12 protein-coding genes and 4 pseudogenes are annotated in these 19,643 nt (G+C 42.3%); 9 read left to right on the top strand and 7 right to left on the bottom strand.

The genetic code is table 11. The features are described from left to right. Nucleotides 1-6: 6 nt before the first annotated feature. A pseudogene (locus VRUMOI_RS19035) lies at nucleotides 7-771 on the top strand (GntT/GntP/DsdX family permease); the annotation flags it as partial. 89 nt (nucleotides 772-860) lie between these two features. Here VRUMOI_RS19035 and VRUMOI_RS19030 read toward each other — a convergent pair. Next, a complete protein-coding gene (locus VRUMOI_RS19030) occupies nucleotides 861-1,856 on the bottom strand; it encodes a substrate-binding domain-containing protein (RefSeq protein ID WP_089139922.1) in 996 nt (331 codons plus the stop codon). A 356-nt stretch (nucleotides 1,857-2,212) separates the two neighbouring features. Here VRUMOI_RS19030 and tnpC point away from each other — a divergent pair, with 356 nt between their 5' ends. Beyond that, a complete protein-coding gene (tnpC, locus tag VRUMOI_RS19025; RefSeq protein ID WP_089139921.1) occupies nucleotides 2,213-3,658 on the top strand; it encodes an IS66 family transposase in 1,446 nt (481 codons plus the stop codon). Nucleotides 3,659-4,263: 605 nt separating this feature from the next. Continuing rightward, the gene (locus tag VRUMOI_RS19020; RefSeq protein WP_089139920.1) at nucleotides 4,264-5,145 is read left to right on the top strand and encodes a MurR/RpiR family transcriptional regulator; all 882 of its coding nucleotides are present in this window, start codon (nucleotides 4,264-4,266) and stop codon (nucleotides 5,143-5,145) included. Between the two features lie 87 nt (nucleotides 5,146-5,232). Here VRUMOI_RS19020 and VRUMOI_RS19015 read toward each other — a convergent pair whose 3' ends face one another. The 4 genes and pseudogenes from VRUMOI_RS19015 to VRUMOI_RS19000 form a co-directional block, all read right to left on the bottom strand. Then, the gene (locus VRUMOI_RS19015) at nucleotides 5,233-6,918 is read right to left on the bottom strand and encodes an NAD-dependent malic enzyme (protein ID WP_089139919.1); all 1,686 of its coding nucleotides are present in this window, start codon (nucleotides 6,916-6,918) and stop codon (nucleotides 5,233-5,235) included. Then, on the bottom strand, nucleotides 6,918-8,276 hold the full coding sequence (locus VRUMOI_RS19010; RefSeq protein WP_089139918.1) for a class-II fumarase/aspartase family protein: 1,359 nt from the start codon (nucleotides 8,274-8,276) through the stop codon (nucleotides 6,918-6,920). The genes VRUMOI_RS19015 and VRUMOI_RS19010 overlap by 1 nt, the downstream gene beginning before the upstream one ends. 27 nt (nucleotides 8,277-8,303) lie before the next feature. Continuing rightward, nucleotides 8,304-9,665 carry a C4-dicarboxylate transporter DcuC gene (gene dcuC, locus VRUMOI_RS19005; RefSeq protein ID WP_027695125.1) on the bottom strand — a complete coding sequence of 454 codons (1,362 nt, stop codon included), beginning with the start codon at nucleotides 9,663-9,665 and terminating at the stop codon, nucleotides 8,304-8,306. Nucleotides 9,666-10,851: 1,186 nt separating this feature from the next. After that, a pseudogene (locus tag VRUMOI_RS19000) lies at nucleotides 10,852-12,003 on the bottom strand (IS3 family transposase). An 88-nt stretch (nucleotides 12,004-12,091) separates the two neighbouring features. Between VRUMOI_RS19000 and VRUMOI_RS18995 the strand changes: the two are divergent. Next, nucleotides 12,092-13,036, top strand: coding sequence for a hypothetical protein (locus tag VRUMOI_RS18995; RefSeq protein WP_089139194.1), 945 nt, complete (start codon nucleotides 12,092-12,094; stop codon nucleotides 13,034-13,036). Between the two features lie 153 nt (nucleotides 13,037-13,189). Here the strand turns inward: VRUMOI_RS18995 and VRUMOI_RS18990 are convergent, their stop codons facing one another. Next, nucleotides 13,190-13,453 (bottom strand): hypothetical protein, encoded by a 264-nt coding sequence (locus tag VRUMOI_RS18990; protein ID WP_089139193.1) that lies wholly within the window; start codon nucleotides 13,451-13,453, stop codon nucleotides 13,190-13,192. 588 nt (nucleotides 13,454-14,041) lie between these two features. Between VRUMOI_RS18990 and VRUMOI_RS18985 the strand changes: the two genes are divergently transcribed. The 3 genes and pseudogenes from VRUMOI_RS18985 to VRUMOI_RS18980 form a co-directional block, all read left to right on the top strand. After that, on the top strand, nucleotides 14,042-14,275 hold the full coding sequence (locus tag VRUMOI_RS18985) for a hypothetical protein (RefSeq protein ID WP_089139192.1): 234 nt from the start codon (nucleotides 14,042-14,044) through the stop codon (nucleotides 14,273-14,275). Between the two features lie 92 nt (nucleotides 14,276-14,367). Continuing rightward, nucleotides 14,368-15,261, top strand: a pseudogene (locus VRUMOI_RS19345) (IS1634 family transposase); the annotation flags it as partial. Nucleotides 15,262-15,274: 13 nt separating this feature from the next. Then, nucleotides 15,275-16,447: pseudogene (locus VRUMOI_RS18980) on the top strand (heavy metal sensor histidine kinase); the annotation flags it as partial. A 50-nt stretch (nucleotides 16,448-16,497) separates the two neighbouring features. Here the strand turns inward: VRUMOI_RS18980 and VRUMOI_RS18975 are convergent. After that, entirely contained in the window at nucleotides 16,498-17,580 is a 1,083-nt protein-coding gene (locus VRUMOI_RS18975; RefSeq protein ID WP_006742744.1) for a glycerol dehydrogenase, read from the bottom strand. A 353-nt stretch (nucleotides 17,581-17,933) separates the two neighbouring features. Here VRUMOI_RS18975 and dhaK point away from each other — a divergent pair, with 353 nt between their 5' ends. After that, complete coding sequence (gene dhaK, locus VRUMOI_RS18970; RefSeq protein ID WP_027695153.1) at nucleotides 17,934-18,992, top strand: dihydroxyacetone kinase subunit DhaK; 1,059 nt, start codon at nucleotides 17,934-17,936, stop codon at nucleotides 18,990-18,992. 15 nt (nucleotides 18,993-19,007) lie between these two features. Beyond that, nucleotides 19,008-19,643, top strand: coding sequence for a dihydroxyacetone kinase subunit DhaL (dhaL, locus tag VRUMOI_RS18965; RefSeq protein WP_005379705.1), 636 nt, complete (start codon nucleotides 19,008-19,010; stop codon nucleotides 19,641-19,643).

Genomic DNA, 19,643 nt, shown 5'->3' with positions numbered 1-19,643 from the left:
GAGACAGGGCCTATTTGGGGTAGCTTTATTGCTAAACATGTACATGTTGAACTGCCTGAGCATGCACAGTTTGATGGTACCGATCGTGAAGGGCAAGGTATTCCGAGCTTTAAAATTGCGATTGCCCTTATTGGCTTACCTTTATTTATGATTGGACTTAAGACTATCGCAGCGCGATTTGTTGGCGAAGAAACCGCTTTGCATGATTGGTTAGAATTTATAGGGCATCCTTTTACGGCCATTATGGTGGCTTGCTTAGTGTCATTTTATGTATTAGGTGTGCGTCGTGGAGTATCAAATGAAAAAATCATGGCCATTTGTAGCAGTGCATTACAACCCGCCGGTATCATCATTTTAGTAACGGGTGCAGGTGGTGTATTTAAGCAAGTACTTATTGATTCTGGAGTGGGTGAAGCATTAGGTAATTATCTAGCAGGCTCTGGGTTACCAGTAGTAGTGCTGGCCTTTATTTTGGCAGCAGCGGTGCGTGTTATCCAAGGATCAGCAACCGTTGCTATGTTAACTGCCTGTGGCTTGATTATTCCTATGCTCGATCCATTAGGTTTATCTGGAGCTCAACTGGCTGCCGTTACGATTGCAATCGGTGGTGGTTCTATTGTGCTGTCTCATGTAAATGATTCAGGATTTTGGCTTGCTAACCGTTTCTTTGGTTTGACAGAAATTCAAACATTAAAAACATGGACTGTGATGGAAACCATTATCGGTACTACAGGTGCGGTAGTTGCAATGATAATTTCTATCTTTTTATAAGTTAATCAAAAGTTTCATATCTATAAAATTAAAGGTGGCCTTCAATTGGATTATTGAGGGCTACTTTTTTGTGCTTTAGTTTTTAACGTTTAAATAGTTTGTCCCTTGACCACTTCAAAGCCGAGATCAAAACACGATTGTTGGCTTTCTATACCATTTAGCCTGTCAATTAATTGTTGGGCAGCAAGCTCACCAATAGCTAACCTAGGGGTTTTTACACTGGCTAGTTGAGGTTGCATAGCTTGTCCAACATCATGTCCGTGAAAACCAGCAACGGCGAGTTGCTCAGGAATGGAAATGTCCAAACGTTGGCACTCAAAAACAATACCTACGGCTAAATCATCGTTAGTACAAAAAACGCCATCTACATCAGGATATTGTTTTAGCGTTTCATGTAATAGTTTTGAGCCTAAGGAATAAGATGAGGCTTCATCAGTTAGAATTTTACGTGGTTCTAGTTTTGACTCACGCATTGCTTGTGTGTAACCAGCTAATTTTTGCTGGGTTCGAATATCTAATCGTGCACCTATATAAACGATATTCAAATGGCCTTGTTGAATCATCAAACGGGTTATTTCATAGCCTGCTTTATGATTATCAAAACCAACACATTGATGAATGGGTGAAGGTTGTAAATCCATTATTTCAACAACTGGAATACCCGCGGTTTGAAGCATTCGATAGGTTCGTTCACTGTGTTGGCTCTCTGATAGCACAAGCCCATCCACATGATAGGAGAGTAGATGTGAGATTCTATCTTCTTCAATTTCTTGGCTGTAACCGTAGTGAGCTAGCATAGTTTGGTAGCCTGCAGGCTCTGTTATGGATTCAATGCCACGGATAACATCAGCAAATACTTGGTTGGTTAAAGAGGGCACTAACACTCCAATTGCATGACTTTTTGCGTGAGAGAGTAAATCAGGTGCTTTATTTGGGATGTAACCTAACTTATCAATAGCCGCCATTATTTTCTGGTAAGTAACGGGAGAAACTTTGGATGAATCACGTAAGCAGCGACTCACGGTCATTTTTGTAATACCGACTTCGTCTGCAATATCTTGTAAGCTAGGGCGTTTATTTTTCATATTGCTTAAATTATTAATTGTATGTTACTTGTAACATACAATTAAATATTAAAAATGACTACTTTTTATTGGTTATTGACACTGCTGCCTTGGGCTGTAGTCGTTAGTGGTTATCGGTTTTTTTACCCGAGCTAGTATTGTGATGTGTTGTCTGAATCTGCTCATAGGGCAAACCAACATATTGCTGGGCATATTAAGTGTTGTTTGGTTTACTCAAACTGTACGCGTTAAGTTTTCCGTGAACTTAAATCAAAGTAACCGTTCACCAGCAGCGTATTGACACAAAAAACGTGACCATTCGCACTGGATCCCACTTTGCCTATTGAGTGATCATTCCTAGCGTTCATGCTGACTGCATGACTAAGAAAAAATCCAAATTCTCATCAACACCACCCATTGCATCGGACATCAACGAAGCTAATGCGTTAATATCCGAGCTATGGGAGCAATTACGCCACTATGAAGATAGGCTAAAAGCCAGCAGCGCTAATTCTTCGAAATCCCCATCTTCCGATGGGCCAAAAACGAAAAAAGCTCAAAGCCCTAGTGGTCGCAATCCGAGAGGAGCTAAACAGGGTCACGAAGGGCATAAACGACAACTCTCAGAACTAAAAGAATCCGATACAGTTGTTGATTGTTACCCTGAAAGCACATGCTCTTGCTGTGGTGACACCGACCTCGAAATGAGTGACAAGCCGTTTTATCGCCATCAAGTTCATGAAATCCCACCGCCACGCATAGATATTACCGAATATCGGCTCTACTCGGGCAAATGCTCGCAGTGTGGAGAGGCAGTAAAAGCACAAAAGCCAAGCGACACTCCTCAAGGGGTTATGGGACCCAACCTAATGAGTCATATCGCTATACTGGCTGGTCAATATCACCTTAGTGTTCGAAAAATACGCTCATTACTGCAAGATCAGTTTGGTACGACCTTCTCAGTGGGTGCCATAAGTGAAGCGCAAAGCCGTATTGCTTCCATGCTGACGCCACTTCATCAAGCTATCAAAACCAACATACAATCTGCGCCTCTAGTGCATGTTGATGAAACGTCACACTCGAGAAATGACGAAGAGCGCCTACGTTGGTGCTGGTTAGTGTCGAGTGATGACTTAGTGTATGAGAAAATCCTCTACTCTCGTTCAACGCACTCAGCAAAAACGGTTCTCGACTCAGACTACAGTGGAATCGTGGTTAGTGATCAATATAGCGGTTACAACTGGCTTTCATCAGACCGACATCAGCTGTGCTGGTCGCATGTTATTCGAAATCTACAACAAATTGCCGATTATGCAGGTAGAGGTCATACTGCAAATATTGGTCAACGACTGTTACTTCTAAGCAAATTAGTTTTTCGCACTCGTCACCGTTGGGAGTCTGACCATATTGATGAAGCACTCTACCTCGACCGACTGAATCGCATACGATGTCGCTTTAATCATTGGCTTGATAAGGGCGCAAGCCAAATCCCAATTCAGCGTTATCAAGGGCGATGTCGAAAACTCAAAGAGCACAGCGAAAGCTTATGGCTGTTCTTAACCACCCCCAAAATACCTCTTACTAATAACGAAGCAGAACGACGATTACGCGGGTTCGTTATTCAAAGAAAAATCAGCTACGGTACAACCTCAGATGCAGGCGATAAGTTCCGAGATAGGTTGCACGCGCTCATAGAAACCTGCAAGAAGAGGCAGATATCTTCGCTCGAGACTCTAACTCGTATTGTAACTGCTGTGATCTCACAGCAACCGTACCCCAATGTCTTCGGCCTCAGCGAAACCAGTTTTTACGCAAACGCTTAGTCAATAACTTGCTGGTGAACGCTTACAAATCAAAAGCATGAAGGAAAGCCGAGGTATTTTTGCAAACACGGTGGTGACTTTATACAAAACGTTATAATCAAGAATAAATTAAATCATTTAAATCAATAGCATAAATCCGATTTAGAATCGGCATGCCTTCATTTTTCCAGAAAATTAGAGGCGAGGTATTTTTGCAATCACATCAAATATCATATAAATAACAATTGGTTAGTTTAGTGTATGTTTCTGTCAATACACTCTTGATTTAGAGCAACACGACCAAATTAAACTATAAAGCAGATCCAGTGGTCCACTAGGTGAGAAACTGGGGTTAATGGCCTGCATTATCAATGTTCTAGATCGAGTGGTTGCGACAAAATTTGAATGTATCAGTTTTACGTTCTACTGCCTAAATAGTATCCCCCGGAGTCTGGTTATGACTAATATCTTTTTTAATATACAGCCGTATAAGGGTTTATGAATACAATTTAACCCTGATGAACATTCTGATTAATTTTTAACGCGCAATATGATGTCTCACAAAGTATGAAAGCCTTATATGAGCTAAAATGTGATCCCTTTTAGTTTGTACTTGAACTGCGATTATGACTTCTAATATTCAGTTAACCTATCACGGTTATTGCCAATTGGTTTCACGTATTGAGCAATTGACCGATTCTGAAAAATCTTTACACACATATATTGCAGAGCATTTTGGTGAGTTACCCTATCACGGTATTGTGGACCTTGCGACGAATGCAGACGTGAGTAAAGCAACAATAGGGCGCTTTTTAAATAAATTGGGCTTTACTGGGTATGCGGCATTTAAATCTGCCTTGAAAGATGGATTAAAAGATAATCAGATGTCTGCTCCGATTGATATTTATCATGAAGAGCGAGAGAGGAAACCTCAAGACACGCCACCTTTAGTTCATGAATTCTCTAGTCAGATTCAACAACTCATTAATAAATTTACCAATAGCATCAATATTGATTGCCTTGATAAGGCTATTGATTTGTTTATGGATACAGAGCGGAAAATTTATGTGGTTGGGCCATCATCTTCTGCAGCTATGGCGATGCACTTTTCAACGCTAATCAAATATATGCGCGGTGATGTGGCATTGCTGAATTTAGATATTGGTGAATTACCCAAAAGGCTTATCGATGTTAAAAAAGACGATGTATTAGTGGTTTTCTCTTATTATCGATTTAATAGTGTGGCTTATGATATTGCTCGGTGGTTTAAGAAAAAACATGCATCGGTTGTACTTATTACCAATGCTAGTTCAAACCCTTATGGTAAATATAGTGATTTACAGTTTGTATTACCGAGTGAAACACAAACGATATTCCAAAGTCGAATGGCTGGGTTTATGTTTGTGGAGTTAATTTTGCATCTGTCTTATGAGAAAAGTGCAGGGGAGGGCAATTTTGCCATTCTGGAAGAGCTTTTTCAGTTTTTTGGTACCTTCTCCGCTGATTAATCTTTTTGATTAAGTTTATATTTTCGATAAACCAGAGTATTCAACTTGAATTCTCTGGTTTATTTTTATCCAACTATGTTGGGGATATCAAGATGCAATACGTCGATATTCTGCATACTTAGCCTGCCAAAATAACTCATCGAGTTTACTGCTAAGTCGTGCTTCTGAACGAGGTGCTGCTACTTTTTGTTCAATAGCTTTTTTGGCAACCGCTAAAGCTATATGTTTTGATACTTCTTGGATGTCTTGTAATGGTGGCAACAACCTGTTGCTACCGTTTGCCATAGGAGATAGTTCGGCTAATGCTTCACTGGCAACTTGTAACATGTCATTGGTAATACGAGTTGCTTCGCTAACTAAGACGCCCAAACCGACTCCAGGGAAAATATAACTGTTGTTACATTGATCGATTGGATAGGTTTGACCTTGGTAATGTACATCTGGAAATGGGCTACCTGTTGCTACGATCGCTTTTCCTTGAGACCAGGTAATAATGTCTTGCGGTGTTGCCTCTACTCGATTAGTTGGGTTAGAGAGTGGTAGCACCATAGGGTGTTCACAGCCTGCGCATAATGCACTGATAATTTGCTGATTAAATAAACCAGCGACACCAGTCACTCCAATTAGCACATCTGGTTTAGCATGAGTAATAACATCTAATAAACTGATATCCTGATTGGCTTTTATTTTCCATTGTTTACGAATGGACTGTGGTTGAGTAAGTTTTTGTTGGAATGACAGTAAGTTACTCATTCCTTGTTCTAGCATACCCCAGCGATCGATCATGAAAACTTGTTGTCTAGCCTGTTGTTCACTAATGCCTTCTTTTACCATTTGAGCGATGATAGCTTCTGCAATGCCACACCCTGCAGATCCTGCTCCAGCGAAAGCAATCTTTTGTTGACTTAGAGGTTTACCGCTAGCATTGGCAGCGGAAAGCAAAGTTCCGACAGTGACAGAAGCAGTACCTTGAATATCATCATTAAAGCAGCACAGTTTGTCTTTGTATCGCTGCAAAATAGGCATAGCATTTGCCTGAGCAAAATCTTCAAATTGAATCAATGCTTTGGGCCAGCGTTTATGTAATGCTTTTAGACAATCATCAATAAAGTGATCATATTGAGCGGTAGATAATCGCGGGTGACGCCAGCCCATGTAAAGCGGGTCAGATAATAATTTAGAGTTATTGGTGCCGACATCAATCACTATCGGTAAGGTATATTCAGGATTGATTCCGCCACATGCGGTATAAAGGGCGAGTTTCCCTATGGGAATGCCCATGCCACCAATTCCCTGATCTCCTAGGCCAAGGATACGCTCACCATCGGTGATAACAATCACACGTACATCGGAGTTTGGAGCGTTGTTAATCATTTCTTCAAGTTGATCTTTATCTTCATAACATAAAAATAACCCGCGATTTCGACGATAAATTTGTGAGAAGTTCTGACACGCTTCACCAACTGTCGGGGTGTAGATAATCGGCATCATCTCTTCAATGTGATTATTAAGCAGTTTGTAATATAAGGTTTCGTTAGTATCTTGAATATTACGAAGGTAGATATGTTGATCCATACCACTGGCCATTGATGAAAATTGTTCATAAGCACGATCGGCTTGTTCTTCAATACTCTCAATATTGTGTGGCAATAAACCTGTTAAGTTAAAATTTCTACGTTCAGTTAGCGTAAAGGCGCTGCCCTTATTGAGCAGTGGAGTGTTAAGCAAAGTATTACCTGCTTGACGGATAAATAGTCGGTTTTGAGTACTCATTATGGTGCCACTTGTTCAAATTGTTGAATCGCTTCTTGGATTAATTCTTGATTGCAGCCAAGATAGTTCTGTGGATTACACGCTTCTGCGATTTCTTGGTCGGTCAAGATATCCGAGATAGAAGACGTAGCTCTTAGGGCTTGTTCGAGTGAGTCGGTTGTTGCAGCTTGAGCCACCGCATCTTTTAGTGCTAAATAGCTGTTATTACGACCGACTTTTTTCGCTAATGTCATCATGACCGCTTCAGACATGATGAAGTTGCGGGAGGCAGCAAAATTATCTTTCATCGTTTGTTCGTTGACGATTAAGTGCTTGATAAGACGTATTGCTCGTTCGAGACTGGTAGAAACGGTTAATGCAGATTCAGGTACTAAGCTCCAATTGAGCATGCGCATTGAGGCGGCACGTAAATCCTGTTGATCCATCATATTGGGAGCACTGCTGGCATACATCCATCCCATACGAGAAAGCGTTTGGATTATATTGCTTGCTCTTGGGTTTGCTTTATGAGGCATGGTGCTTGAGCCACCACCACCTTCACCTTCGCGCAGCTCTGCAATCGAAGCACGACCCATAGTTTCAACATCATTTGCTATACGGCAAAGCGAACCATGGATTAAAGCAAAAAATTGCACGACTTCCACAATGTTATCTAGACTTCCATTATTAAGGCCTTGCGGTTGAGTTAATTCCAACTCTATAAACAAAGCTTTTCGAACCGATAACCCTTGAGAACCAATAGAAGAAAGGTTACCAACCGCACCACCATACATGCCAGTGGTTGCGCGACTATGCAAGGCATCAAGACGAACAATATGACGGCTGATTTCTTGCAGATAGGAGCTAACTTGTAGCCCCCAAGTCGTTGGTAATGCATCCATCGAGTTAGTGCGAGCGACACAAACAGTGTCTTTATGCTCTATAGCCATAGACTTTAATTGTTCACCTAACTCATGTAACTGCCTACGAATAATGGTTAAGCTTTGCTTTAATCGCATGGCTAAACTGGTATCAAGTAAATCTTGAGTAGTGCATCCCCAGTGCAAATATTGTTTAACCTGGTCATCGCCATGCTCACACACTTGGTCGATCAGGGGCTTGATTGCCATTCCTACCGATTCGGTGTCGGCAGACAAGCGTTGCCAGTCAATCTCGATAGTTTCACAAGCCTGCTTAATTGCTTCGGCTGCCTCAGATGGGATGATGCCTAACTGAGCTTGCACCTTGGCAATAGCGGTTTCAAAGCGTAGCCAGCAATGGATGAGATTGGTATCCGACCAAACTTGCTTCATTTCTTTTTGAGTAAATAAAGGAGAATAAAGGTCGGAATCAAAAACCGATGTATTTTGTCCTAGCATAGTATTTTCTCTTTTCATCATAACGGCTTAAGCACCAAGGAACGTCACTAGAATAACGGTTAACAACCCACCAACCATAGGGATAAAAGTACGTTTTACTAGCTCTGTTGGCGGAATGTTTGCAACCCCTGCACAGGCAATGACAACTCCTGAAACCGGTGAGAATGAGCGGAAGATACCCGCAGATAATTGCATTGGTAGGGCAAGTGCGGCAGTTGATACGCCAACTTGTGCTGCAACATCAGGAGCTAAGTTAGAAAAACTATAAAATGCTGCGTTACCAGAGCCTGATAAGAAAGAAGTAATACCAATAATGGCAATCATCAGTAATACCATCATCATATAACCAAAACCAAGGTGCGATGATAAGTGTAATAATCCATCGATAAAGCCAATTGCTGTTAAGCCAACCACGAAGGTTTGTGCTGCAATAATTAAAGAGACAACACTAGAAAAAACATCACCCATTCCTTTTAAATACACTTTAAGTGAATCCGCAACTTTGCGGCCATCACGAGAGTATATAAAGTCACATAACATCGCGATGGCCAATGAAATAAACATAGCGGTTACGACATCAATTTTGACTGAGGTAATAGCGAATTTACTGAAAGCCAAAAGCATGAATAGAGGCAAAATAGGTAAGAAAGCAAACCATGTAGGAGCATCGCGCACCTCAATTTCTTTGGCTTGCAGTTCATATTCAACGCCTTTTTCTGCATCTTTCTTATCGAAATATTTTTGTGATACGAAGTGTAGTGCAGCGATCACTAGTGCGGTAATTACGCCAATAAATAGTTGATGTTCAATAAAGTAACTTGCAGCATCAATACCAATGACTTCTGCCGCTTTGTTGGCGGTGCCAGATGCAGGACCTAAATCAAGACAAGCTGTTGTTGCTAGCACAGCAGCAACCGAGGCGGGAGTACAACCTATGCCTACTAAAACTGGGTAAAGCGCAACCAATAGCAACATGGCAAGGCCAACAGCACTTGGTATAAATACGTTTAAACTTTGGCCTAATAAATAGCTTAATGCCAAAATGATGTAAGGATTTTTAATCATGGATAGTGGCTTGGTGGCAATCGATACCAAAGCATTAGCCGCGCCAATATGGCCCATGTATTTTGAAAAACCCCCGACAGCCATAATGATAAGGCCAAGTTTCGCTAATGTGCCGGAACTTATGGCTTTAATTGCTAAGAAGAAATCGACAAACACAGAGCCAGAGCTAGCTGTCCCTTTAGGCACAAAATCAACGTGGCCTGAAAAAGCACCAATTAACATCATTAATAGCCCAGTACCAAATAGCACCGCTTGAGTATTATATTTTTTTGTGATCAGGAGACCCGCACCAAATACAATAGGTAACGCAAGTAAAGCAACCATAAATTATCTCTCTATTGTTTTGTCACTTTATGCCCCATTCTTATGCCGCGTCTGTTCAGGGACAAACCAGCAGAAACAAAATATAGAGCACATTAGATAGAGAGAGTGTTAACAATGCTGAACGATAAAACTATGAGAATTTTTGTTTCCCACCCAACCTGACATTAGCATTTATATTTATGTGAACTAGATCAGATTAGTAGTTTGCTTAAGGCTCTAGTGGTGCTTATAGCCCTGCATAAATCTACTCCGTGAGTCACGTTTCATAAATCGTGTTAATTGATAAAACTGCAATTCATGAATGAAACAATTTATACAGAAATGAGAATTTTCTCATAACGTGAGTATTTGCCTTACATTGTATTGATAATAATTCCAATTAATTAATTGCGGGGGGAAATTGTATCTTAAGGTAGGCCATTAGCTTACTAATGATCTGATGTTAGAAATACATCGATGAGGTATCCATTATCTGTAATATACTGAAGTGCGAGTTACGACTCACACAAGTGGCGTGATCACTCAAAGGGCGTGTTACTACTCAACAAAAAAGGTGAGGTCACTCCTGAAGTGCGCGTTACGTCTCCCGAATGTGGTGTGATCACTCAAAGGGCGTGTTACGACTCAACAAAAAAGGTGGAGTCACACCAAGTGCGCGTTACGACTCAAGGAAGAGGCCATATACAAGATTCAAACGAGGACATAGTGCTAAGTGGTTGTAAACTAACCCTAAAATTTAAGGTGCAGATCTAACATTTACGAAATATGCCACTGAACTAGCACTAGATATGCACAAAGTGCGCGTTACGACACACCAAAGTAGACTGATCACTCAAAGGGCGCGTTACGATTCAAGGAAGAGGTCATATACAAGATTCAAACGAGGGTATAGTGCTAAGTAGTTGTAAACTGGACCTAAAATGCAAGATACAGATCTAACATTTAAGGAATATGCCACTGAACCCGTACTAGATATGCGCAAAGTGCGCGTTACGACTCACGAAAGTGGTGTGATCACTCAAAGGGCGTGTTACGACTCATGAGAAAGTGGTTCGCTCATTCTGAAGTTTGAAATTTAGACTTTTTTATATCGTACACATGGATTCAAGTTTCTGTGAGAAATAATGGAATGAAGATGAGATATAAAAATAAGAAATGATCTGCTCCAGCCAGACTGGACACTTCATTAAGCGACATTTTGATTTTCAAAGTTAACTGGGCTTAGATACCCAAGAGCACTGTGCCTTCTTGTCCGATTATAATCAACCTCTATGTATTCAAAGATCGTTTGGCGCATCTCGTCTCGCGTCATGATCGGCTCATACTGGATCGCTTCAACTTTCAATGAATGGAAGAAGCTCTCAACACAAGCATTATCCCAGCAGTTTCCTTTCCTACTCATACTTTGCTTTAGATTATAAGCAGTTATGATGTCTCGATAATCTTTTGAGCAGTACTGACTACCTCGGTCACTATGAACGATAACCTGCTCAGGGAACCCTCGACGGAACAAGGCCATTGATAACGCATCGCAAACCAGAGTTGCCGTCATTCTGGTATCCATAGACCAACCGACTACTTGCCTGGAATAAAGGTCAATGATTACCGCCAAATACAGCCAGCCTTCGCTTGTCGCAACATAGGTGATGTCTCCCGCCCACTGTTGATGCGGAGCCTCTGCCTTAAAATCCTGAGCCAGCAGGTTCGGAGCAACTGGCATTTTATGTTTGCTGTCCGTCGTACACTTAAACTTACGTGCCGCTTTCGGCGTTAAATCCTGCCGCTTCATACTGGCGGCAATGGTTTTAACATTACGGCTATCACCGTTCTCAGCCAGCTCTTTTCTGGATGCGCCTTGAGCCATCACGACCTTTGCTATTATCAAAAGCCTCTTTGACCTTCGTATCAAGCTCTTGGCGAGTTACCTCGCGCTGGATGGCCTTGTGGCGATGCTTAATCCAGTAATAAAACCCACTTCGTGAAACACCGAACACCTTAGCCATGCGGGCAACTCTGAAGCAAAGCAGGTGTTCGAGCATAAATTCGTAGCAATCTACTTTAGGTTTTTCGCGAAGTAGGTGGCGGCCTTTTTTACTATATCTAGCTCTTCAGCTTGCTCAGCCAATTGTCGTTTGAGTTTGGCAACTTCAGCGGCTAGATCTTTTTCCCGCTGACTGGTGCTGGTGTCGCTCTTAGCTGACTTACGCCAACCATAGATCTGGGATTCGTGTAACGACAGTTGTCTCGCTGCCGCAGCTACTCCCACTTTCTCTGCTAGCTTCAGGGCTTCTGCTTTAAATTCAGGGGAATGGATAATACGTTTTTTCTTGCTTGTCATGGTTCACCTCGTTAGTGATTGTACTCACTTAACTCGGTGTCCAAAACTGCTGGTGCGGATCACAATCACTTGATACCTAGGAGTTAACATGAACACACACTTACTTCGTACCTATACCGATGAGTCTTTAGTCGAAAAATATAAAAACAAGTATCACGTCACGGTCGCTTGGACTATTGATTTCAAAGACGAACTGCTTCCAAGTTTAGATGTTCTTCATAAAAATTATGCAGTTGATCCAAACAAGCTGAAAAGAGGCGTTGGGTCTTTAATTGTGGAAATTTCGTCTGATGCTATTCAATCAGAAAAGATTGCAGCGTTTGTTGGTGAGGTACTTGCTGTAACTCAAATCCTTGATGAAAACGGAGTAAATGCGTTTGGTTTTGAGATCGAAACCTCTGTTATTCGTCACCAGATGGCCGTTGAAGTTTCACAGGATTTATCTTTGAAGCTACTGACCGGTATTGATTTAGATATAGATTCATTACCAAGTGAAGAGCACACTTCATTCGGGTTGGCTCTTTCCAGTGCGGCATATTTATTTGGCTGCAATTTTACCACTGGTACAGATCATTCATGGGCACAGCCTTACATTAATGAATCAAATAAGTTTGATTATAATAATGCTATAAGCGCATTTTCATTAGAGAAGCGATTACGTGTCCAGTTAGGATTTGGAGAGATCCTTATCACTCCAAAAACAATACGTGAATATTTAGCATTGCCGTTTTGCCGATTTCAACGTGAAGAAAGAGGGTATGTCGAGGGAAGGCCATTTGATAAGGTTATGAAAATTATCGCTAAATCAGACGCTATACTTGGCGATAATCATGATCACACAATTTCTGCTAGACGTAGTTTGGGTGAAAATGCTTTGGCCATCTTCAATCAATCAGCTCACGTAACAACGCGCTTAAGTCCAGCTTCAGTTTCGAGCAAGAAATACTATGCAGCTGGATTTAGAATGATGCACAGCGAAAAAATGAGAAAACAATTAATTGATTTGGGGTATTTGAAAGCTGGCGAACAGTAATTCATTCCTTTCAAAGACTAAAATGACACAGAGCCTAAAAGGTTCTGTGTCATTTTTTTATCGTGGCGTCATATTGCAATGTCAATTTACATAAAAAATGGCCAATTTTTGAAAGTGACCATTGCGGAGTGTATTAATGATGAAATTGACGTTCTAATGGGATTTAGATTTAGTCACCAGACTATCAAGTTGAAGTTGTGCCTGGTCTACTAAGTAGGTGATAAAAATGATCGCTAGATTAATCGGTAAAAGAACCACTTTAGTGATAATAAATGCCGCTTTCGAGATTAACTTGCGACCAAATAACAGAGTTAGAAACATCACTGGGATAGTGATCGGGTAGTCAGTAGTAAGATTAGACGCAATAGTTACTACGTTCGATAGAGCTGGTGTTAGATGTTGAAGAAAATCAAACATATCAATTATTCCTTTTTAGATTTAATGCGTAGTCTCAATGAGATAAAAAAGGTCTAAAACATGACTACAAGACAATAATATCATCAAATTCAAACTAGCAAATTCTATGAGTGAAATTTTATGGCATAAAATCAAGGGCTTATGAAATGCAGTTTTTCAGGGGGAAATTATTTTCTGACCTATGACATGAATCAATACCTTGCAATTTTAAGTAGCCCCTATTAATATTTGTTTATTAGTTTTCTTGCGCCATGCACTTAGAATCCACACCTCTTGAGAGTGGAATTGCACTACGCAATATAGAGACACCTACCGACACGCAAATCATTTTGCATCGCTCATTTGAGCAATTACTTATTGGTCTTGTACCAATCCAGCACCAACTTCTGATATCTCACATGACACTTACTTTTTGTTTGTTGCTTTTTTGCATCTATTCAATGTGTTTGAACGTTACGTTTGATTCAGCTCTTACAAATTGATAATCACGTTTTTGGTGAATATGAATCTGTAATTACTATAGTCACTCAAGATAATTCATATCAAGAGTGACAACACAACAGCCAATAGGCATTTAGGAGAGAAACAATGGATATTATGACTATTTCAGTAATTTTAGGGGCAGCATTTGCTTTTACTTTCCTTCTTGAAGGATTTATAAGAGCGATTCGGGCCACCTTTGGTCACTTGATTCACCTGGCAAGTAAGTTACTTCAGCTATGTTGGACAATGACCAAAGCGGTTGCTTTTGATTTTCCTTTCTATTTTTATGGTGCATTTAACCTTCATTCCGCAGCCAATTTCAGAATTAAAACAATGTGATCCAGTGATCGTTTACAAATGTTAGTGCGACAGACCTCTTGATCGCGATCCCCAATTTTGATCTATTACTGTTATTTAACGGTCACTTTATTATGTCTGCTGCTCAACCTGTCATTAAACGCCTAGATCACTTAGGGCTGATCGCTGCTTTCTGCCATGAAATCGGTTTACCTGGTATTATTGATCGCGTCATTCCCAAGTACTCGGATCATAACGTTTCACATGGCGATGCGGTCTTGGCGATGATTCTCAATGGTCTTGGCTTTCACAGCAGAACGCTGCATATGTTTTCTGACTTCTTCGAGACGAAGCCTGTTGCCAAGTTGCTTGCTAAAGATATTGAAGCTCACCATTTAACGGACGATGTACTCGGACGCACGTTAGATGCTTTATATGAAGCAGATGTCTCCGCACTTTATCAAGCGATTGCAGAGCATGTCATTGATAAGCTAGGACTTAAAACAGACTCTGTACACCTTGATATCACTAGCTTCCATGTCGATGGTGAATATGCCCAGGACGAAGATCTTAATGCCATCAAGCTGGTAAAAGGCTACAGCCGAGACCACCGTCCAGAGCTAAATCAAGTGGTCCTTGAGTTGATTTGCGAAAATCAAGCTGGCCTGCCTGTTTACATGCAAGCGCTTAGTGGTAACACCAATGATGCTAAGGCATTCTCAGAAGTCACTAAACGGCATATTCATTGCCTGAAGGCAGCTCAAAACAGTCGCTACTTCATCGCCGATGCCGCTTTATACACCGAAGAGAGCATTCGTTCACTGGATGAGCAACAATAGAAGTTTATTACGCGTGTTCCAATGACCATTAAATCAGCCAAAGAGGCCTTAATGAACCTTGAGCCAGAGCAGCTGAGCCATATCGGCAATGGCTACTCGGGTTGTTGGATTGACGCTGATTATGGCTCGGTATCTCAGAAGTGGCTTTTGATTCATAGTGAACAAGCAACCAAGCGAGAACAGGTAACGGGGTCTGAAGCCCAATAACAGCACGCTCTACATGTGGGTGTTTGAAGGCAAGCAGAACGTGTATCAGAATTCGAGCCTGACGATTCCTCAGAACCGAGCCTATAGCATTAGCTCACCTCAGGTTTTAAATCACGAGTGCGCCATCGAATGGAGTGAGGTCTCGCTGAATATCCGCGCGTTTGCGTTTCAAGCTGGGGAGTATCAGGTGGTGCTCGGCATGAGTATCAACCACCATATTTTGTTTTTGGATAAACTCGACTGGATTTTGTTTTGGGCGCTCGGTTTGGCGTTTGTGATTTCTTCCGCGTTGAGCGGTTGGATTGTAAAACGTGGGTTGAAGCCGATTGTGGGGTTGAATCAGCACATTCAACAGATATCCCCAGAGCAAATGGGCATTCGTCTCGACCCAGATTCGTTGCCAATAGAACTGCGCGAGTTAGCCAACAAACACAACGCGATGCTCGATAGGTTGCAAACTGGTTTTCGCCGCTTGAGCGAGTTTTCTTCTGATATAGCACATGAGTTAAAAACGCCACTCACCAACATTACTACGCAAAATCAGGTCATTTTAGGTGCATGTCGAACGCCTGAGGAATATCAGGATGCGATTGCCTCAACGTTAGAAGAACTCAACCGCATCACGAAAACCATCAACGATTTGCTCTACATTGCCAAGGCTGAAAACAAGCTCATTCATCGCCATGACGAAGTGTTTGCGGTGCGGGAGGAAATCGACCGCTTGGTCGCGTATTTTGAAATATTGGCCGAAGATGCCGAGGTTCGAATCGTGAACTCAGGCGACGGTCAGCTCTATATGGACAAAAACATGTTTGAGCGTGCGGTGGGCAACTTGCTCTCCAACGCGATTCGCCATGCGTATGCTGATTCAACCATTGTGATTGACGTTCAAGAGGTTGATGAATGGGTTACGATATCGGTCAGCAACCAAGGTGACTCCATTGCCGAGCAAAACTTACCGTACCTTTTCGACCGATTTTATCGCGCAGATAAATCTCGCCAACATGTAGGTAGCGTCGGTGCAGGGCTAGGTTTGTCGATTACCCAATCTATCGTGCAAGCGTATGAAGGACAGATAAAAGTAACATCAGATAAAGACAGGACGCGGTTTGTTTTGATGTTGCCATCGGCAGGTGTCAATGGAAGTGATAAGTCCGTTGAAGCATAAAAGGCAAACCTTGGCTTGCCTTTTGAGACTCAAACTCGTTTTTATTTGGGTTATTGGCCCAGTTGATGAGCGGTTAGAATTGCAGAGTAGACATTTTCTGCCGTCACTGGGAATGGCATATTGTGGATGGTTTCTCCCTCGGCCGTTGAAGCTTCGGCGACCTCGCGCAATTTATCGTGATTAAGCTCTTTAACGCCCATATCAAATAAGTTGGTTGGTAGACCTACCGATCGGCAGAAGGCGAGAACCGTATTAATCTCTTCCATCGCTGCGTTTTCTAGCACCAGTTGAACAAGTGTGCCGAACGCGACTTTCTCACCATGATAGAGATGGTGACACTCTTCGAGCTTGGTTAGGCCGTTATGAATAGCGTGAGCGCCTGCTAGGCCACTGCTTTCAAAACCTATACCGCTTAGGTATGTATTGGCTTCAATAATATTTTCTACCGCTTTGGTGCTCACACCATTTTCTACCGCAGCTTTTGCTTTTACACCATCTTCAAGCAAGGTTTCATAACAGAGCTTCGCAAGAGCTTGCGCTGAACGCGTCGCTAAACCACCTGCCATTGTTGCCTTACCAGAGGTCATGTTGGCACGAGCTTCAAAGTAGGTGGAGAGCGCATCGCCCATCCCCGATACCAGTAGGCGAACAGGGGCTTTGGCGATGACTGATGTATCCATGATGACCATGTCTGGATTTTTAGGGATCATCAAATATTCTGCAAACTCACCTTCAGGTGTGTATATCACCGCAAGAGCAGAGGTTGGCGCATCAGTCGAGGCAATCGTAGGAACCACCACGACAGGAATTTTGGTGTAAAACGCAACGGCCTTAGCTGTATCTAAGGTTTTACCGCCACCAATACCGACAATGACATCGTGTTTTTGAGTGGCACAAATGTCCGTGATGCGTTCAATCTCAACGCGTGAACATTCGCCACCAAAAATGTTCATAGTGAGTGGAAGCTTTTCGTCAGCAAAGCTTTGTTTGACGTCATCACCAACCAGGTTAGTCACGAACTCATCGGCAATGACTAACGGACGTTCACCTAATGTTTTCACATAGTGAGCGATAGATGTAAGTACTTGTTCACCTTGGACGTATTTGCTTGGGCTGATAATAATTTTGTCCATAATTCAAACCTTTAACCTTTTTTATGTGTGTTTTGGACTGCAATGAAAATCCATTGTAGCGATAAGGTTTATATTAGGTTTGGTGAGGTAAGTGGTGAAGGATATCTCTGGTTTTGTTCCATGCTTTTATGACCTCGGTGTCAAACCGACTGTCAGAAGTAATAAGCATTAGTATGCTTTATGGCGCCGATCACTATTCAAGCGAATTCGTCGTTTTTCGTTTCATATTGAAACAAAAATACCGAAGTCGTTGTTTCAATATGAAACGGATTGATTTTTGTTGAGCACGTTTTTTCTCTGTTTAAGATGAATTCATACCCTACATAAAAATATAAATGGAATGAGATAGAACGATGAAAAAGTTAATTAACCAAGTCGATGATGTTGTATTGCAGCAAATGGAAGGCCTGGCATTGTCCCGCCCTGAGCTAAAAGCCAACTACGAGCCTCGTTACATGTGGCATGAGGAAACGCCGGGGCAAGTGGCATTGGTTTCTGGTGGTGGCTGTGGTCATGAACCTTTGCACGCAGGTTTTATTGGTAAAGGCATGCTGACAGGCGCCTGCCCTGGTGAGGTATTTACTTCACCTACGCCTGATCAAATGTACGAATGTGGCAACCAAGTGAATACTGGAGAAGGCGTGCTATTTATCATTAAAAACTACACCGGCGACGTATTGAATTTTGAAACGGCCGTGGAGCTGCTTCATACCGATGGCATCAAAGTTGGGTCGGTGTTGGTGGATGACGATGTTGCGGTCAAAGACAGCTTGTATACCGCTGGTCGCCGTGGCGTTGCTGGAACGGTATTGGTTGAGAAGTTAGTTGGGGCTGCCGCGAACAAAGGTTATTCGTTGGAGCAATGTGAAGCTCTGGCTCGTCGCGTTAATAATCACTGTCGCTCATTTGGCGTGGCGCTTAATGCTTGTGTTGTGCCAGCGGCGGGTAAACCATCTTTTGTTCTGGAAGATGATGAAGTGGAGTTTGGTGTTGGTATCCATGGTGAACCAGGTATCAAGCGAGTGAAATACACCGATGTCGATACGTTAGTGGATGAAATGTTTACTGAAGTTGCTGAAAACACACCTTATCAGCGCACTTTGCGTATTTGGAATCGTGACGAAGGTGAATGGGGTGAAGTGGAATCCAGCATTGAGCCTTTTGCTGCTGAACACGACTACATTGTGATGGTGAATGGTATGGGTGGTACGCCAACTTCAGAGCTTTACGGGGTGTACCGCCGTCTTGCTCATAACTGCGAGCAAGCGGGGTTCCGTATCGTGCGTAATATGGTTGGTAACTTCTGTACGTCACTCGATATGGAAGGCGTTTCAATTACGTTGCTGAAAGCAGATAAAGAGATGTTGGAGCTGTTTGATGCTCCTGTCGATACGGCCGCGATCAAGTGGTAACAGGGGGGAGCAAACATGCAAATTGAAAAACAACATATCGTTCACTGGTTAGAGCTATGTGCAAAAACGTATCAAGAGAATCAAGATTTTCTGACCGACCTTGATCGTGATATTGGTGACGCAGACCATGGTCTCAATATGAACCGAGGCTTTAAAAAAGTCGCGGAAAAACTGCCGCAATTTGCGGACCAAAATATCGGCAGCATTCTCAAGAATACGGGCATGACCTTGCTTTCTAGTGTCGGTGGGGCAAGTGGCCCGCTGTATGGCACGCTGTTTATTCGCACGGCTGCCGCTGTCGGAACTCGAGAGCAACTAACGTTTGAAGAGTTGGTTGATGCACTAAAAAGCGGTGTGGATGGCGTGGTGTCTCGTGGTAAAGCGGAACTGGGTGATAAAACCATGTGTGATGTTTGGTTACCCGTTTTAGTTAGCGTGAAGGCGTCGTTAGAAAATGGCATGAGCGCTGACCATTTATTGAATGAAATGGTTGAGCTAGCAGAAACGAACGCGGTTGCCACGATTGAAATGTTGGCGAAAAAAGGGCGAGCAAGCTATTTAGGTGAACGTAGTATTGGTCACCAAGACCCCGGCGCAACCTCTTCTTTGTTAATGATTAAAGCACTACAGCAGGCAATAGCAGGTAATTAA

The sequence above is a fragment of the Vibrio rumoiensis genome, assembly GCF_002218045.2.
In the GTDB taxonomy this organism is placed as follows: Bacteria; Pseudomonadota; Gammaproteobacteria; order Enterobacterales; family Vibrionaceae; genus Vibrio; species Vibrio rumoiensis.
The sequence above is the reverse complement of the archived record's forward strand: the minus strand, read 5'-3'. Positions and strand labels throughout refer to the sequence as shown.

Coding starts and splice junctions, on each gene's coding strand:
- VRUMOI_RS19030 (WP_089139922.1), bottom strand. CDS start 1,856: ATGAAAAATAAACGCCCTAGCTTACAAGATATTGCAGACGAAGTCGGT.
- tnpC (WP_089139921.1), top strand. CDS start 2,213: ATGACTAAGAAAAAATCCAAATTCTCATCAACACCACCCATTGCATCG.
- VRUMOI_RS19020 (WP_089139920.1), top strand. CDS start 4,264: ATGACTTCTAATATTCAGTTAACCTATCACGGTTATTGCCAATTGGTT.
- VRUMOI_RS19015 (WP_089139919.1), bottom strand. CDS start 6,918: ATGAGTACTCAAAACCGACTATTTATCCGTCAAGCAGGTAATACTTTG.
- VRUMOI_RS19010 (WP_089139918.1), bottom strand. CDS start 8,276: ATGCTAGGACAAAATACATCGGTTTTTGATTCCGACCTTTATTCTCCT.
- dcuC (WP_027695125.1), bottom strand. CDS start 9,665: ATGGTTGCTTTACTTGCGTTACCTATTGTATTTGGTGCGGGTCTCCTG.
- VRUMOI_RS18995 (WP_089139194.1), top strand. CDS start 12,092: ATGAACACACACTTACTTCGTACCTATACCGATGAGTCTTTAGTCGAA.
- VRUMOI_RS18990 (WP_089139193.1), bottom strand. CDS start 13,453: ATGTTTGATTTTCTTCAACATCTAACACCAGCTCTATCGAACGTAGTA.
- VRUMOI_RS18985 (WP_089139192.1), top strand. CDS start 14,042: ATGGATATTATGACTATTTCAGTAATTTTAGGGGCAGCATTTGCTTTT.
- VRUMOI_RS18975 (WP_006742744.1), bottom strand. CDS start 17,580: ATGGACAAAATTATTATCAGCCCAAGCAAATACGTCCAAGGTGAACAA.
- dhaK (WP_027695153.1), top strand. CDS start 17,934: ATGAAAAAGTTAATTAACCAAGTCGATGATGTTGTATTGCAGCAAATG.
- dhaL (WP_005379705.1), top strand. CDS start 19,008: ATGCAAATTGAAAAACAACATATCGTTCACTGGTTAGAGCTATGTGCA.